Source organism: Streptomyces sp. OZ13, assembly GCF_052068155.1.
In the GTDB taxonomy this organism is placed as follows: domain Bacteria; phylum Actinomycetota; class Actinomycetes; order Streptomycetales; family Streptomycetaceae; genus Streptomyces.
Genome location: NZ_JBQHCZ010000019.1, coordinates 25,558 through 41,359, shown reverse-complemented (window position 1 = coordinate 41,359; position 15,802 = coordinate 25,558). Strand labels below are relative to the sequence as shown.

Sequence of the window (15,802 nt, the reverse complement as noted above, 5' to 3'; positions counted from 1 at the left end):
TGATCATGCCAAACGGAAGGCGGTTGGCCCAAGACCCGGTGTCCAACCGCCTGCCGCGAGGTGCCGCGCCGTCAGCCCACTTCGGGGCGGACGACCCATTCGCCGCGACGCATCACGCCCTTGAGGGCGAAGTCGGCGTCGAGGACCACCAGGTCCGCGTCCTTGCCGGGGTCGAGGGAGCCGACCCTGTCATACGCGCCGAGGAGCTTCGCCGGGTTGGCGGAGATCGCCGTGACGACGTCCTCCACCGGGATGCGGTCGACGGTGACGGCCCGCTTGAAGGCGGTGTCCAGCGTGAGTGTGGAGCCCGCGATCGAATGGCCCTCCACGAGCCGCGCGACACCGTCCTTGACCTCGACCTCGAGGGGGCCCAGCTGGTAGCGGCCGTCGCCGAAGCCCGCGGCGTCCATGGCGTCCGTGATGAACGCGACCCGGCCTGCGCCGGCGCTGCGGAAGGCCAGTTCGAGCGCGGCAGGATGGAGATGCGTGCCGTCGTTGATCAGCTCGACGGTGATCCGCTCGTCCTCGAGCAGCGCCGCGATCGGGCCGGGGGCCCGGTGGCCGAGCGCCGGCATCGCGTTGAACAGGTGCGTGGCGACGGTGGCGCCGGCGTCGATGGCCTCGCGGGTCTGCTCGTACGTCGCGTCGGTGTGGCCGATCGCGGCGATCACTCCGTGCTCGGCGAGCAGCCGTACGGAGTCGATGCCGCCGGGCAGTTCGGTGGCGAGGGTGACCATCTTCGCGGTTCCGCGCGCGGCGTCGATCAGCTTGCGGACCTCGGCCGGGTCGGGGTCGCGGAGCAGTTCCTCGCTGTGGGCGCCCTTGCGGCACGGGGAGATGAACGGCCCCTCGAAGTGGATGCCCGCGAGGTCGCCCTGTTCGACCAGTTCGGACAGGAAGCCGGCCCGGTGGGCGAGGAAGTCCATGTCGCCGGTGACGGTGGAGGCGACCAGTGTGGTGGTGCCGTGCCGCCGGTGCGTCATGACGCCGCGCAGGACGTCCTCCGCGGTGCCGGAGGTGAAGGAGGCTCCACCGCCGCCGTGGTTGTGGATGTCGACGAAGCCGGGGACCACCCAGTGGCCGGAAAGGTCGTGGACATGCGCCTCCGCGGCGGAGGCCTCCGTGACGATCTTCGTGCCCTCGACGACGACGCGTCCGTTGTCGACGGTCCCGGTCGGCAGCACCACCCGGGCACCGGCCAGGACTGTGCTCGGCGGATGGTGCGGGCTCCTGGCGTGGACCGTGCTCGTGGCGCGAGCGGCGCTGGCGGCCATCAGGCGGTTACCTCCGTGGCGAGTAGATCCCAGGCGAGCAGCCCTGCGCCCAGGCATCCGGCGGTGTCCCCGAGGGCCGCCGGGACGATCGTGGGCAGCTTCTGGAACGTCACGCGTTCCTCTACGGCCGCCCGAAGGGGTGAGAACAAGGTTTCCCCGGCCTCGGCGAGTCCGCCACCGATGATCAGCGTGCGGGGGTCCAGCAGGGTGAGCGCCGTGACGAGGCCGTCGGCGAGTGCGTCGACCGCCTCCTGCCACACCCTGGTCGCCGCCTTGTCGCCCGCCTCGACCGCCCTGGCGCAGTCGGCGGCGTCGGCGGTGGGGTCGCCGGCGGCGCCGGCCCAGGCCCGGGTGACCGCGGCGGCGGAGGCCAGCGTCTCCAGACAGCCGCGCTGCCCGCATCCGCAGGCGGGGCCGCCGGGCCGTACGACGATGTGGCCGATCTCGCCGGCGCAGCCGTGGGCGCCGGCCTCGATGGTGCCGTCGATGCCGATGGCGCCCGCGATGCCGGTGCCGAGCGGTACGAACAGGAACCGGTCGGTGCCCCGGCCGGCGCCGATGCGGCCCTCCGCGAGGCCGCCGGTGCGGACGTCGTGGCCGAGCGCCACCGGAACGCCGTCGAGCCTGCGGCTCAGCAGTTCCCGCAGGGGGACGTCCCGCCAGCCGAGGTTGGCGGCGTAGACGGCGATGCCGCGCTCGGCGTCGACGATCCCGGGCACGGCGACGCCCGCGGCCTCCGCGGCCTGCCCCAGGTGCTTCTGGCCGTGGGCGCGGAGATCGGCGGCGAAGCCGAGGATCGACTCCACGACGGCGTCGGGCCCGCGCTCGCGCCCGGTGGGCCGCCGTGCCTCGTGCAGGAGCGTGCCGTCCGCCCCGACCAGGGCAGCCTTCATACCGGTGCCGCCCACATCGAGGGCGATGACGTGTCTCACGGGAACAGTCTGGCGCGTACAACGGGTAAAGGTCTAGTCCACTCGCCGAGATTGTTGCCACGCCATACAAACCGCGTGGGCCGGGCGCGAGGCCCGCCACGGGCGCCCCCCGCGCGCCGCGTACCCCGCGCGGGGCTGTGCGGGCGTTGTGAAAGTGAGACCGCAGTGGTGTAGACCTTGTACGCCGGATGGGGAAAGATCGCTCCCTATCTCACAGGACGTCGCGGGGGACCGACTGGGACAAACGGACAACACGTACTAGGTAGCAGAGGGTGGGGAAGAGCTGTGCAGCGGCGCTTCTTGGGTCTGACAGCGGCTGTCGCCGCACTCGGAATGACGGTTTCGCTCGCGGGCTGCGGCAGCTCCAGCGGTTCCGGGGACGGTGTCACCCTCAAGCTGGTGGCCGCCGACTACGACGTCGCCGGCGGTGAGAGCAGCAAGAAGTACTGGGCCGATCTGACGGCCGCCTTCGAGGCGGAGAACCCCGGCATCAAGGTCGACGTCCAGATCGAGTCCTGGAACGACGTGGACCGCAAGGTCGCCGAGATGGTCAAGGCGGGCAAGGCCCCCGACATCGCGCAGATAGGCGCCTACGCCGACTACGCCGCGGCGGACAAGCTGTACTCCGCCGACCAGATGCTCTCCATCCCTGTCCAGTCCAACTTCCTTCCCCCGCTCACCGACGCGGGCGAGATGAAGCGCACCCAGTACGGACTGCCGTTCGTCGCCTCCACCCGGCTGCTCTTCTACAACAAGGACCTCTTCGAGGACGCCGGGATCAGCGGCGCCCCCGGGACGTGGGAGGAGCTGAAGGAGGACGCGGAGCTGCTCGAGCAGAACACCGACGTCGACTACCCCTTCGCCCTGCCGCTCGGCCCCGAGGAGGCCCAGGCGGAGACGATGATGTGGCTGCTCAGCGGCGGTGGCGGCTACACCGACGAGCTCGGCAGGTACGCGATCGACTCCCAGCAGAACATCGCCACCTTCGAATGGCTGAAGGAGAACCTGGTCGACGAGAAGCTCACCGGCCCGGTCGCCCCCGGCAAGCTCAACCGCAAGGACGCCTTCGCCGCGTTCACACGGGGTGAGGTCGGCATGCTCAACGGCCACCCCTCGCTGCTCCAGGCCGCGGAGAAGGCGGGCATCGACGTGGGCAAGGTCGCGCTCCCCGGCAGGAACGGCGCCGCCGACACGACGATGGGCGTCGCCGACTGGATCATGGGCTTCAAGCAGAACGGCCACCGCGCGGAGATCGGCAAGTTCCTGGACTTCCTCTTCACGGACGAGAACGTCCTGGAGTTCGCCGGGCAGAACGATCTGCTGCCGGTGACGGTCTCCGCCCAGGAGGAGATGAAGAAGGACCCGGACCACGCGGACCTCAAGGAGTTCCTGGAGGTGCTGCCGGGTTCCGTGCTGCCGCCGGTGGGCAAGACGTCGTGGGCCTCGGCCAGCGAGAACATCAAGAAGAACATCGGCGACGCCGTGGGCCCGGGCGGCAGCCCCGCCCGCACGCTGGACCGGATCTCCCAGGACGCCAGGGCGGCCGAGAGCGCGGAGTGACTCCGCGCGCCGGGCGTCGTCCACAGGGCGGTCCGGGCGTCGGTGGGCACCGATATGTTGGATCGTATGACCGACGACCAGGCGCCTGAGGAGCAGCGGACCGGCGACCGGCCCGGGGCCCGGGAGCTCTCCGAGCGGGACCGGGCCGTCCTCGCCATGGAACGCCGTTCCTGGCCGGGCCCCGGTGCCAAGGAGCGGGCCGTCCGGGAGCAGCTCGGCATCTCCCCGGTCCGCTACTACCAGCTGCTCAACGCCCTGCTCGACGACGCCCGTGCCCTCGCCCACGACCCGGTCACCGTCAACCGGCTTCGCCGTGTGAGGGACGCGAGGAGAAGTCGCCGCTAGGGTCGAAGGCATGGGCAGCTCCCCGTTTGCAGAAGCCGAAGACTCCATGCCGACGCCGTCCACGCCCGCAGGCCGTGAAGGCCTCGCGGCACTCCTCGAACGGCCCGGGCAGGCCGTGATCGCACTCGACTTCGACGGCACGCTCGCCGAGATCGTGCCGGACCCCGAACAGGCCCGCGCCCATGAGCGCGCCGTCCCCGCGCTGGCCGCGCTCGCGCCGAAGGTGGCGTCGGTCGCGGTGATCACCGGCCGGCCGGCCGGGGTCGCCGTCCGCTACGGCGGCTTCTCCGGTGTCACCGGTCTCGACCATCTCGTCGTCCTCGGCCACTACGGCGCGGAGCGCTGGGACGCGGTCACCGGGACCGTACGCGCCCCGGCCCCCGACCCCGGGGTCGCGGCCGTGCGGGCCGAGCTCCCCGGTTTCCTCGACCGGATCGACGCCTGGCAGGGCACCTGGATCGAGGAGAAGGGCCGCGCCGTCGCGGTGCACACCCGCCGCGCCGAGGACCCCCAGGCCGCCTTCGACGCCCTGCGTGAGCCCCTGGCCGCGCTCGCCTCCCGGCACGGCCTGATCGTGGAGCCGGGACGCATGGTCCTCGAGCTGCGCCCGCCCGGCGTCGACAAGGGCGTCGCGCTGTCCGAGTACGTGCGGGAAGTGGGCGCCGGGTCCGTGCTGTACGCGGGCGACGACCTGGGCGACCTCGCCGCCTACGGCGCCGTCGAGAAGCTGCGCTCCGACGGTGTGCCCGGACTGCTGCTGTGCAGCGGCAACGAGGTCCCCGAACTGGCCGACCGCGCCGACCTGGTGCTCCCGGGACCGGCGCAGCTGGCGGACTTCCTGGCCTCCCTGGCCCGGCGCGTTTAGGGCCTCTCGTTTGGATCATGCCGGGCTCGCGTGGTCTGGCACGCACTCCCCCGTAGCCCTCCGGGCACGGGAGGTGCCCCCACGCCGCGTTGTCGTCGGTCGGCATGGCTCCGCCATGCCTCCCTCCTCCGCCTTGCGATCGCACGCACCAGACCCCGCTCCCTGATCCGGCCTGATCCAAACGAAAGACCCTCGGTCCTGTCCGCCCGGGCAGGGCCTAACCCTCCTCGCGCAAGGCCCGGAGCTGGTCGAGGAACCACTGCCGCGGCGGCAGCGCGGTCGCTGCCGCCGCCAGGCGCTTGGAGCGCTCGGCCCGCTCGTCGGCGGACATGGTCAGCGCCTCGTGGAGCGCCGCCGCCGTCCCGCTGATGTCGTACGGGTTGACGGTGATCGCGTCTTCGCCGAGCTCCTCGTGGGCGCCGGCCTCCCGTGACAGGACCAGGGCGCAGCCGAGGTCGGTGACGACGGGTACCTCCTTGGCGACCAGGTTCATGCCGTCCCTGATCGGGTTGACCAGGGCCACGTCGGCCATCCGGTACGCCGCCAGCGAGCGGGCGAAGTCGTCCTTGACGTGCACGACGACCGGCGTCCAGCCGGCCGTGCCGTACCGGGTGTTGATCTCGTCGGCGAGCCGGGAGACCTCCGCCGTGTAGTGGCGGTAGACCTCGAGGTCCTGGCGTGAGGGATAGGCGAGCGCGATGTGCACGACGCGTTCGCGCCACTCGGGGTGCTCCTCCAGCAGCTCCTGGTAGGCCTGGAGGCCGCGCAGGATGTTCTTGGACAGTTCCGTGCGGTCGACGCGCACGATCGTCCGGCGGCCCTCGCCGGCCTGTTTCCGCAGGGCGGTCATCCGCTCGTCGACATCGGGGCGCGCGGCCCGCTCACGCAGGAAATCGGCGTCGGCACCCAGCCCGTGGACCCCGAGCCTGGTCCGGTGACGGCCGCGGCCGGGCATGCGGAACTCGAAGCTCGGTTCCTGGTCCTTCGGCCACAGCGACGTCCCGTCGTACGGCGCGAGGACGGCGGCGGCACAGCTCTGGAACGCCCGCATCCACCGCTTGGTCAGGAACCCGAGCCGGTCGGCGCCGAGCATGCCGAGCAGCAGTTCCTCCGCGATGTCGCCGGGCAGCATCGCGAAATACTCCGGGGGCGCCCACGGGGTGTGCGAGAAGTGGCCGATCCGCAGGTCGGGACGGAGTTCGCGGAGCATTCCCGGCACCAGGGCCAGGTGGTAGTCCTGCACGAGAACAACGGCGTCGTCGGCCGCCTCCGCGGCGAGCGCCTCGGCGAAGGCCCGGTTGTAGATCCGGTAGGCGCCCCACTGGCGCCGGAACTCCCGGCCGAAGGCGGGCTCGAGGGGCGTCTGGTACAGCATGTGGTGGACGAACCACAGCACGGAGTTCGCGATGCCGTTGTACGCGTCGGCGTGGACGCCGGCGTCGATGTCGAGCATCCGCACACCGGGTTCGCCGACCCCGCGCCGGACCGCTTCGCGGTCGCCGTCGCCGAGGGCCGCGCACACCCACAGCGACTGCGCGTCCGAGCCGATGGCCGACAGGCCGGAGACGAGTCCTCCACCGCCGCGGCGGGCGTCGAGCTCTCCGTCCTCGTTCAGCTCGTAGGAGACAGGGCCGCGGTTGGACGCGACGAGGATCTGGGCTGCGTCGGAGACCATGTGCCGAAATCTAGCCCGTACCGCAAAAGCTCAAACGTGCGTACGGCGCCTCGCAGGTCAGTGGTCGCGGCGGCCGCGGGTGGCGGCCACGGCGATGATGCCGGCCGCCGTCAGGCTCAGCGCGACGCCGCCCAGCAGCCACAGCTGCTCCGCCGTGCCGCCGGTGCGGGCCATCTCCACGTGACGGACCGGTTCCCGGCCCTGGAGGCCGTCGGTCCCGCCGGCGGACCCCTCCGGGCCGCCGGCGTCCGAGGCCGCGGCGGGCGCGTCCTCGGCGTGGCCGTCCGTCCGCTGCTCGGCCGCGCCGGGAGCGGTCCGGGCCGCCGGCTGCTCACCGGGGAGCGTTCCCGGCATCGCCGGCCCGGCAGGCACCGCCATCGCGGGGACGGCCGGTCCGAACACGGCGGCTGCGGTGACCGCCAGGGTGCCGAGGAGCCGGGTCAGCCGTTCCGTGCCGCCGGAGGGCGTCTCCTTGCGGTGCCTGCCGCGGCCGCCCGGAGATCCGGGGAACGACAGAACAAGAAATCCCATAAGTCCCATACATGGGAAATGTAGGCAAAATGACCGGTCGGTCCTGCTTATGCGGCGCGACGCGCCGCGTACTCACTGATCTCGAGCATCGGCGGGCGCTCCTCGGTGTCCACCGGGTGGGTCACCGGCACGAAGCCGTTCCCCACACGCTCGAACTGCGTGATCGACGGGCGCACCAAATGCGGGCGGGCGAGCCTCAGTTGGGCGGTGCGGTAGATCGTCGCGGCCATTCTGCCGAGCGCCTGCCCGTCCTGGTGGCGGTGCTTGCGGGTGCCGACGTCGACCTGGGCCAGCGCGTCCAGGCCCACCAGGTTCAGGGAGTCGACGAGCAGCCCGAGCTCGACGCCGTATCCGACGGGGAAGGGCAGCCGCTCCAGCAGCGAGCGTCGTGCCGCGTACTCGCCGCCCAGCGGCTGCACGAACCCGGCGAGCTGCGGCCAGTGCAGGTTCAGCAGCGGCCTGGCCATCAGCTCGGTCACCCGCCCGCCCTGGGCCGGGGTGCCGTCCGGGCCCGGTGCGGCGCCCCCGCCCAGCGGACGGTCGTACATGGCCTTGACGAACTGGACGTCGGGCTCGGTCAGCAGCGGGCCGACGATGCCGGAGACGAAGTCCGCGGAGAAGTCCCGCAGGTCCGCGTCGCAGAAGCAGACGATGTCACCGCCCGTCGCCATCAGCGACCGCCACAGCACCTCGCCCTTGCCGGCCACCGCAGGCAGGCCGGGCAGTATCGCGTCCCGGTGCACCACCCGGGCGCCGGCGGCCGCGGCCACCTCCGACGTGCGGTCGGTCGAGGCCGAGTCGATGACGACCAGCTCGTCGACGAGCGGGGTGTTCTCCATCAGCTCCCGGCGGATGATCGTGACGATCTCTCCGACGGTCGCCTCCTCGTTCAGCGCGGGGAGCACGACGCTGACGGTCGTGCCCTGCCTGGCCTTGGCGGACATCAGCCTCTCGAGGGAGCGATCGGACGCGGACCAGGAGCGCCGGCTCAGCCAGCGGGCCACCTCATCGAGCACTTCGCGTCTCCCTTGACAGTCGATCGACAGTCGGTCGTGTGATCCATCTCGCGGGTCGGACGACTATCTCAAGCGTCCGGGGCTTCGGTTACAGTCTTGAGCAACGCGAAGGACCCTCGCATCTCGGGGGGTCCCGGCACACAAACGCCCGGACCGCACGTCCGGAGCCATACCGCTCATCCAGAGGGGCAGAGGGAACGGCCCGTTGAAGCCCCGGCAACCCTCCCGCCGACCGCGAGGTCACGGTGGGGAAGGTGCCAATTCCGTCTCGTGGCGAAGTGCGTCACGAGGAAGATGAGGAGAAAGGGCCTCGCCATCATGGCTGCGCAGACCGTCGCAAGCACCAGCACCTCCGCCACCTCGTCCACCGCCGTGGACCTCGGCCCCGCCGCCGCACTTTCGTGCCGCGAGTGCGGACAGCGTTTCGAACTCGGTCCCATCTTCGCCTGCGCCGAGTGTTTCGGGCCGCTCGAAGTCGCCTACGACCTGCCGAGCGGCAGCCCCGAAGAGCTCCGGAAGCAGATCGAGGCGGGCCCGGCCAACATCTGGCGTTACGCCCCGCTGCTGCCCGTCCCGGCCGACGTGGCCGACAAGCCGAACCTGAACCCGGGCTGGACCAAGCTGGTCAAGGCCGACAACCTCGCCCGCGAACTGGGCGTCACCGGCGGTCTGTTCGTCAAGGACGACTCCGGCAACCCGACGCACTCCTTCAAGGACCGGGTCGTCGCCCAGGCCCTCGAGGCCGCCCGTGCCTTCGGCTTCACCACCCTGTCCTGCTCCTCCACGGGCAACCTCGCGGGCGCGGTCGGCGCCGCCGCCGCGCGGGCCGGCTTCCGCTCCTGCGTGTTCATCCCGCACGACCTCGAGCAGGGCAAGGTCGTCATGGCCGCGGTGTACGGCGGCGAGCTCGTCGGCATCGAGGGCAACTACGACGACGTGAACCGCTTCTGCTCCGAGCTCATCGGCGACCCGCTGGGCGAGGGCTGGGGCTTCGTCAACGTCAACCTCCGCCCGTACTACGCGGAGGGCTCCAAGACCCTCGCGTACGAGATCTGCGAGCAGCTGGGCTGGCGGCTGCCGGACCAGCTGGTCGTCCCGATCGCCTCCGGCTCCCAGCTCACGAAGATCGACAAGGGTCTTCAGGAGCTGATCAAGCTCGGGCTCGTCGAGGACAAGCCGTACAAGATCTTCGGCGCCCAGGCCGAGGGCTGTTCGCCGGTGTCGACCGCCTTCAAGGCCGGCCACGACGTCGTGCGGCCCCAGAAGCCGAACACCATCGCCAAGTCCCTCGCCATCGGCAACCCGGCCGACGGCCCGTACGTGCTGGACATCGCGCGCCGCACGGGCGGGGCCGTCGAGGACGTGAACGACGAGCAGGTCGTCGACGCGATCAAGCTGCTGGCCCGCACCGAGGGCATCTTCGCCGAGACGGCCGGTGGCGTGACGGTGGGTGTGACGAAGAAGCTGATCGAGGCGGGCCTGCTCGACCCGGCGCTCACCACCGTCGTGCTCAACACCGGCGACGGTCTCAAGACCCTCGACGCCGTCGCGGAGACCTCGCAGGCGACCGCCGTCATCCGCCCGAGCCTGGACGCGTTCCGCGACGCGGGCCTGGCCGCCCACTGAGAACCTTGCTCCGCACTGCCACGCCGTACTCCGCCGAGAGGTGACGAACATGAGCGTCAACGTCCGCATCCCCACCATCCTCCGTACGTACACGGGCGGCCGGGCCGAGGTCCCGGCGGAGGGCACGACCCTCGCCGAGGTCATCGCGGACCTGGAGAAGAACCACACGGGCATCGCCGCCCGCGTCCTGGACGACCAGGGCAAGCTGCGCCGGTTCGTCAACGTGTACGTGAACGACGACGACGTCCGCTTCGAGCAGGGCCTGGAGACGGCCACGCCGGACGGTGCGGGCGTGTCGATCATTCCCGCCGTCGCCGGCGGCTGACGGATACAGGAGGAGCGGCCGCTGAGCTCTCCCCAGAGATTTACCCGCAGTTACTGAAATTGCCCCCTCCGCGAGAGAAGCGGAGGGGGCAATTCTGCATGGTTGAGCGCGGTAGAGTTTGGGAAGCCCCCTTCGCCGGCCGCTCGAGAATGCCTTCAACTTCCGCAAGAATGCGGCCGAACCATGCGATCGAATTGCCACTTAGGCGTTATTTGCCGGGCCCGACTTGCCCCGGAATTCCATGAATTGACACGGATCGGTCGTTCGGTACTGCCCAGATTTCTCGTCCGATTGACCTGTTGCAGAGGGCAGTTGGGCAGATACATTCAGCCGCGGTCGACGCGTTCCGGCGCACACCCCTCCTGCTGGGGTGGAGGTCTGACCCGGGTCCGCGAAGTGCGGTCCTGCGCAAGGGCCAGTAATAGGGGAGTTAGGCATGGCTCAGGGCACCGTCAAGTGGTTCAACGCGGAGAAGGGGTACGGCTTCATCGCGGTCGACGGTGGTGCGGATGTTTTCGTCCACTACAGCGCGATCCAGATGGACGGTTACCGCACCCTTGAAGAAGGTCAGCGAGTCGAATTCGAGATCTCGCAGGGCCAGAAGGGTCCGCAGGCGGACATGGTCAAGCTCGCCGTCTGATCCAACTGATCGAGGCGCGATCGGCCACCGACGCACTCACGCATGAGGGGCTCGCCTCCCGGCCACCGGGAAGCGGGCCCCTCACGCGTGTCCGGACACTGCCGCGGGCGCCGGCGCCGGCCGCGGCGTCCCTCGAGGAAGCCTGGGCCAACCCCTCGCCCGACCGCCCTCCACCGGGCGGCCTTGCTCGAAGGCGCTTGCACTCTCATGGGTCGAGTGCTAATCATTGGCGTTAGCACTCTCCCAGTGAGAGTGACAGAACTTGGATCGGGTCGGTGAGGCCCGCGAGCCGGGTGGGGCAAGGAACCACAAGGCGCGCAGGCCGTCCGTCGCGGGCGCCGGATGCGATCCGAAGCAATCCACCCCAGTCCGGGAGGACCACTTCACATGGCCAAGATCATCGCGTTCGACGAGGAGGCACGGCGCGGTCTCGAGCGCGGGATGAACCAGCTCGCCGACGCCGTCAAGGTCACCCTTGGCCCCAAGGGTCGCAACGTCGTCCTCGAGAAGAAGTGGGGCGCCCCCACGATCACCAACGATGGTGTTTCCATCGCCAAGGAGATCGAGCTCGAGGACCCGTACGAGAAGATCGGCGCCGAGCTGGTCAAGGAAGTCGCCAAGAAGACGGACGACGTCGCCGGTGACGGTACGACCACCGCGACCGTTCTCGCCCAGGCGCTCGTCCGTGAGGGCCTGCGCAACGTGGCCGCCGGCGCCAACCCGATGGCCCTGAAGCGCGGCATCGAGAAGGCCGTCGAGGCCGTCTCCGGTGCCCTGCTCGAGCAGGCCAAGGACGTGGAGACCAAGGAGCAGATCGCCTCCACCGCCTCCATCTCCGCCGCTGACGTCCAGATCGGTGAGCTCATCGCCGAGGCCATGGACAAGGTCGGCAAGGAAGGCGTCATCACCGTCGAGGAGTCCCAGACCTTCGGTCTGGAGCTCGAGCTCACCGAGGGTATGCGCTTCGACAAGGGCTACATCTCGGCGTACTTCGCCACCGACATGGAGCGTATGGAGGCGTCCCTGGACGACCCGTACATCCTGATCGTCAACTCCAAGGTCGGCAACGTGAAGGACCTCCTTCCGCTGCTGGAGAAGGTCATGCAGTCCGGCAAGCCGCTGCTGATCATCGCCGAGGACGTCGAGGGTGAGGCCCTGTCGACCCTGGTCGTCAACAAGATCCGCGGCACGTTCAAGTCCGTCGCCGTCAAGGCCCCGGGCTTCGGCGACCGCCGCAAGGCCATGCTGAACGACATCGCCATCCTCACGGGCGGCACGGTCATCTCCGAGGAGGTCGGCCTCAAGCTCGAGAACGCCGGCCTGGACCTGCTGGGCCGCGCCCGCAAGGTCGTCATCACCAAGGACGAGACCACGATCGTCGACGGTGCCGGTGACAGCGACCAGGTCCAGGGTCGCGTCAACCAGATCCGTGCCGAGATCGAGAACAGCGACTCGGACTACGACCGCGAGAAGCTCCAGGAGCGCCTCGCGAAGCTGGCCGGCGGCGTGGCCGTCATCAAGGCCGGCGCCGCGACCGAGGTCGAGCTCAAGGAGCGCAAGCACCGCATCGAGGACGCCGTTCGCAACGCGAAGGCGGCCGTCGAGGAGGGCATCGTCGCCGGTGGTGGCGTGGCCCTGCTCCAGGCCTCCTCGGTCTTCGAGAAGCTCGAGCTCCAGGGCGACGAGGCGACCGGCGCCAACGCCGTGAAGCTCGCGCTGGAGGCCCCGCTCAAGCAGATCGCCGTCAACGGTGGTCTCGAGGGCGGCGTCATCGTCGAGAAGGTGCGCAACCTGCCTGTCGGCCACGGCCTGAACGCCGCGACCGGTGAGTACGTCGACATGATCGCCGAGGGCATCATCGACCCCGCGAAGGTGACCCGCTCTGCTCTGCAGAACGCGGCCTCCATCGCGGCGCTGTTCCTGACCACCGAGGCCGTCATCGCCGACAAGCCGGAGAAGGCCGCCGCGGCCGCTCCGGGCGGCATGCCGGGCGGTGACATGGACTTCTGATCCGCTCGCGGATCGGCAGACCGGTTTCACACCGAGGGCGGCACCCCTGCACGGGGGTGCCGCCCTCGGGCGTTCCCCGGCGGCGCACGGGCAGGACGTACGCCCACGACCGCCGCCGGAGCCGACCTGGGGGTGACCGGCCCGAGCGGGTGGGGCAAACCCCCTGCCGGATACGGGAGTTGGTCCCGTGGGGCCGGGCGCGCGGATCCGGGAGGGTCGTGCCATGGCAATCACTCGAACGTTCCGTCTCCGGCCCGCCGTCACCGTCGCGCTGACGCTGCCCGCCCTCGCGACCGCGCTGGTCGCCCTCCCCGCGCCGTCCGCAGAGGCGACCGCCCGGCCGGCGTCGGCAGTCCGGTGGGGCCCGTGCCCCGGGACCGGGCTCGACCCGCGCCAGGAGTGCGGGACGGTGTCCGTGCCGCTGGACCACGCCGAGCCGCGCGGGCCGCACATCACGCTGGCCGTGTCCCGGCTGCGCAGCGAGAAGCCCGAGGCCCGGCGCGGCACGCTGCTGATCATCCCCGGCGGACCGGGCAACCCCGGTCTGCACGAGCCCTCCCGGCGGGGGAAGGCCCTTCCGCAGTCGGTGCGCGACGCGTACGACGTCGTCAGCTTCGACCCGCGCGGCGTCGGCCGGTCCGCACCCGTCAGCTGCGATCTCCCGCACGACGACCTCGCCATGGAGCGGCTGCGCCCCTGGCCGGCGCCCGACGGCTCCGTCGACCACAACGTCGCCGCCGGCCGTCGCCTCGCCGACGCCTGTGCCGAGAACGGCGGCGAGGTCCTGCGCACCGTCAGCACCCGCAACGAGGCGCGCGACATCGACCGCGTCCGGGAGGCGCTCGGGGAGCGGAAACTGTCCGCGTGGGGCGTCTCGTACGGCACCTACGCCGGCGCCGCCTACGCGCAGATGTTCCCCCACCGCACCGACCGCTGGATCCTCGACAGCAACGACGACCCCGACCCGGAGCGGGTCGCGCGGGGCTGGCTGGCGAACTACGCGGTCGGCGTCGAGGACGTCTTCCCCGACTTCGCCGCCTGGGCCGCCGATCCCGCCAACCCGGACCGGCTGGCGGCGACACCGGAGGAGGTGCGGCCCCTCTTCCTCGCCCTCGCCGCCCGCCTGGACCGCGCGCCGATCCCCTGGCCGGGCGCCAACCCCGAGGAGCTGAACGGCAACGTGCTGCGTCAGACGCTGCTCGACAGCCTCTACTCGCCCAGGCGTTTCCCGGTCGTCGCCCGCCTGATCGCCGCCGCCCGCTCCGGGGCCGCGCTGCCGGCCCCGAACACGCTGCCGGACGAGGCCATGCAGAACACGGTGGCGGCGTCGGCCGCGACCATCTGCAACGACGTGGACGCCTGGGGGGACGACCAGGCCTCCTACGAGAAGGCCGTGGCCGACAGTCGTGAGCGCCACCCGTTGACGGCCGGGATGCCCGTCAACGTCATGCCGTGCGCCTTCTGGGACCTCGGCCCCACCGAGCGGCCCGTCCGCGTCACGCCGCACGGCCCGTCCAACGTCCTCCTCGTCCAGAACGACCGTGACGTGGCCACCCCGCTCGCGGGCGCGAAGAAGATGCGGGCGGCCTTCGGGGACCGTGCGCGGATGGTCGTCGTCGACGCGGCCGGCCACGGGTCCTACGTCGACAACGGCAACGAGTGCGGCGACGCGACCGTGACCCGCTTCCTGCTCACCGGGGAGCGCCCGGCGCGGGACCGCTACTGCGCCTCCTGACCGGCCGGGGCCGGCGCCGGACGCGGCCGGCCCATCACGGCGGCCACCAGCAGGTACGGCACGGCCAGCAGCGCGAAGACCCTGCTGTGGGAGGCGTACGGCGACAGTGCCGCGTACGTGCCGTACGCCAGCAGCGAGGCGATGTTGGTGCCGAGGCCCGTCAGCGAGGTGATGGTCGCCCGGCTCCTGCCGGTGATCGCGGCCTGGAGGCGTACGTCGGCCAGCACGTCCGCGAGCTGGAAGACGAGGAACGCGACGGCGAGCAGGGCGAATCCGGCGGGCGTGCCCGACAGCGCGCCCGCCGCGAGCGCCACGGCCGCGGCCGCGACCAGCGCCCCGGTCGCCCGGACCGACAGCCGTTCGCCGGCCGTCACCAGCAGCGAGCCGAGCGTCACGCCCACCCACACCACCAGCACCAGCAGGGGGACGGTCTCGGTCGCGACACCCGTGGCGGCGGCGAGCAGCGGCACGTACTCGTCCAGCACGCCCCAGATCGACGTGATCACCACGGCGAGGACCATCGCCCGCCGGACGGGACGGCTGCCGCGCACCTCGGCCAGCCCGGAACGCAACGTGGCGAGGTAGCCCGGCCGTTCGGCGGTGTCGTGGTGGGCGGTGGCGCGGTGCTCGGGGAGCGTCGAGCCGGCCGCCGCGCACAACAGACAGGCGCCGATGCTCCCGGCCCACACCAGCGCGTCGCCGCCGAAGGCGAGCGCCGGCGCGGCGGCGGCCGTGGCCGCGGCGGTCGCGGCCATGCCGAAGGCGGCGGCCCGGCCCATGATCCGGCCGTAGCGGTCGGCCGCGCCGAGCCGTTCGAGTTCGTCGTGCACGAGCGCTTCCATGGAGCCGGAGCGCAGGGAGCCGCCGACCGCCCAGAGCGTGAAGCCGGCGGCGTAGGCCGCGTAGGAGGGGGTCAGCGCCCACAGCGCGAATCCGACGGCGGTCAGCAGCGGGCCGGCGACCAGCGTGACGCGGCGGGACACCGCGTCGGCCCAGACGCCCGACGGCACTTCGACCAGCAGGCCGACGACGCACCAGATGGCGAAGAGGGAGGAGATCTCTGCGGTGGTCAGGCCGTGTTCGGCGAAAAGCAGGGCGTAGAGGGGGTAGAGGAGGACGAAGTCCTCAAGACCCGCGTAGGCGTAGAGCCTTCGCTCGAGCCGGCGGACGCCGCGGACGCCGGGGTCCGGCGGGCATGACGAAACGGTGAGCATGCGTGTGGTCCTTCTGCGGAACGGACGGGGGACGCCGGGTGCTCACCCGCGCGG

At 71.3% G+C, this 15,802-nt stretch carries 14 protein-coding genes and 1 riboswitch; of the genes, 8 read left to right on the top strand and 6 right to left on the bottom strand.

Annotated features, from left to right (window positions below):
• Positions 1-71: 71 nt before the first annotated feature.
• Both nagA and ACTMTU_RS31015 read right to left on the bottom strand, forming a co-directional pair.
• Positions 72-1,274, bottom strand: coding sequence for an N-acetylglucosamine-6-phosphate deacetylase (nagA, locus tag ACTMTU_RS31020; protein WP_441266747.1), 1,203 nt, complete (start codon positions 1,272-1,274; stop codon positions 72-74).
• Positions 1,274-2,206 (bottom strand): ROK family protein, encoded by a 933-nt coding sequence (locus ACTMTU_RS31015; RefSeq protein WP_441266746.1) that lies wholly within the window; start codon positions 2,204-2,206, stop codon positions 1,274-1,276. The genes nagA and ACTMTU_RS31015 overlap by 1 nt, the downstream gene beginning before the upstream one ends.
• A gap of 333 nt (positions 2,207-2,539) precedes the next feature.
• Here ACTMTU_RS31015 and ACTMTU_RS31010 point away from each other — a divergent pair, with 333 nt between their 5' ends.
• The 3 genes from ACTMTU_RS31010 to otsB all read left to right on the top strand — a co-directional run bounded on the left by ACTMTU_RS31010 (position 2,540) and on the right by otsB (position 4,976).
• Positions 2,540-3,766, top strand: a complete 1,227-nt coding sequence (locus tag ACTMTU_RS31010; RefSeq protein ID WP_441266745.1) for an extracellular solute-binding protein — start codon at positions 2,540-2,542, stop codon at positions 3,764-3,766.
• A 66-nt stretch (positions 3,767-3,832) separates the two neighbouring features.
• Positions 3,833-4,111, top strand: coding sequence for a DUF3263 domain-containing protein (locus ACTMTU_RS31005; RefSeq protein ID WP_441266744.1), 279 nt, complete (start codon positions 3,833-3,835; stop codon positions 4,109-4,111).
• A gap of 10 nt (positions 4,112-4,121) precedes the next feature.
• Positions 4,122-4,976, top strand: a complete 855-nt coding sequence (otsB, locus tag ACTMTU_RS31000; RefSeq protein WP_441266743.1) for a trehalose-phosphatase — start codon at positions 4,122-4,124, stop codon at positions 4,974-4,976.
• 217 nt (positions 4,977-5,193) lie between these two features.
• Here the strand turns inward: otsB and ACTMTU_RS30995 are convergent, their stop codons facing one another.
• The 3 genes from ACTMTU_RS30995 to ACTMTU_RS30985 are packed head-to-tail and all read right to left on the bottom strand — an operon-like array spanning position 5,194 to position 8,198.
• Entirely contained in the window at positions 5,194-6,651 is a 1,458-nt protein-coding gene (locus tag ACTMTU_RS30995) for an alpha,alpha-trehalose-phosphate synthase (UDP-forming) (protein ID WP_441266742.1), read from the bottom strand.
• A 57-nt stretch (positions 6,652-6,708) separates the two neighbouring features.
• Complete coding sequence (locus tag ACTMTU_RS30990; protein ID WP_441266741.1) at positions 6,709-7,191, bottom strand: hypothetical protein; 483 nt, start codon at positions 7,189-7,191, stop codon at positions 6,709-6,711.
• A gap of 38 nt (positions 7,192-7,229) precedes the next feature.
• Positions 7,230-8,198: a glucosyl-3-phosphoglycerate synthase gene (locus tag ACTMTU_RS30985; RefSeq protein ID WP_441266740.1), complete on the bottom strand. Its 969-nt coding sequence runs from the start codon at positions 8,196-8,198 to the stop codon at positions 7,230-7,232.
• 173 nt (positions 8,199-8,371) lie between these two features.
• Positions 8,372-8,499: riboswitch (SAM riboswitch) on the top strand.
• Between the two features lie 17 nt (positions 8,500-8,516).
• Between ACTMTU_RS30985 and thrC the strand changes: the two genes are divergently transcribed.
• The 5 genes from thrC to ACTMTU_RS30960 all read left to right on the top strand — a co-directional run bounded on the left by thrC (position 8,517) and on the right by ACTMTU_RS30960 (position 14,534).
• Complete coding sequence (gene thrC / locus ACTMTU_RS30980) at positions 8,517-9,824, top strand: threonine synthase (protein WP_441266739.1); 1,308 nt, start codon at positions 8,517-8,519, stop codon at positions 9,822-9,824.
• A 49-nt stretch (positions 9,825-9,873) separates the two neighbouring features.
• A complete protein-coding gene (locus ACTMTU_RS30975) occupies positions 9,874-10,149 on the top strand; it encodes a MoaD/ThiS family protein (protein WP_441266738.1) in 276 nt (91 codons plus the stop codon).
• A 436-nt stretch (positions 10,150-10,585) separates the two neighbouring features.
• Complete coding sequence (locus ACTMTU_RS30970) at positions 10,586-10,789, top strand: cold-shock protein (RefSeq protein ID WP_005315736.1); 204 nt, start codon at positions 10,586-10,588, stop codon at positions 10,787-10,789.
• Positions 10,790-11,176: 387 nt separating this feature from the next.
• Complete coding sequence (gene groL, locus ACTMTU_RS30965) at positions 11,177-12,799, top strand: chaperonin GroEL (RefSeq protein ID WP_005315739.1); 1,623 nt, start codon at positions 11,177-11,179, stop codon at positions 12,797-12,799.
• A 223-nt stretch (positions 12,800-13,022) separates the two neighbouring features.
• The gene (locus tag ACTMTU_RS30960) at positions 13,023-14,534 is read left to right on the top strand and encodes an alpha/beta hydrolase (protein WP_441266737.1); all 1,512 of its coding nucleotides are present in this window, start codon (positions 13,023-13,025) and stop codon (positions 14,532-14,534) included.
• Here the strand turns inward: ACTMTU_RS30960 and ACTMTU_RS30955 are convergent.
• A complete protein-coding gene (locus ACTMTU_RS30955) occupies positions 14,519-15,748 on the bottom strand; it encodes an MFS transporter (RefSeq protein WP_441266736.1) in 1,230 nt (409 codons plus the stop codon). The two genes, ACTMTU_RS30960 and ACTMTU_RS30955, sit on opposite strands and share 16 nt — an antisense overlap.
• Positions 15,749-15,802 lie beyond the last annotated feature (54 nt).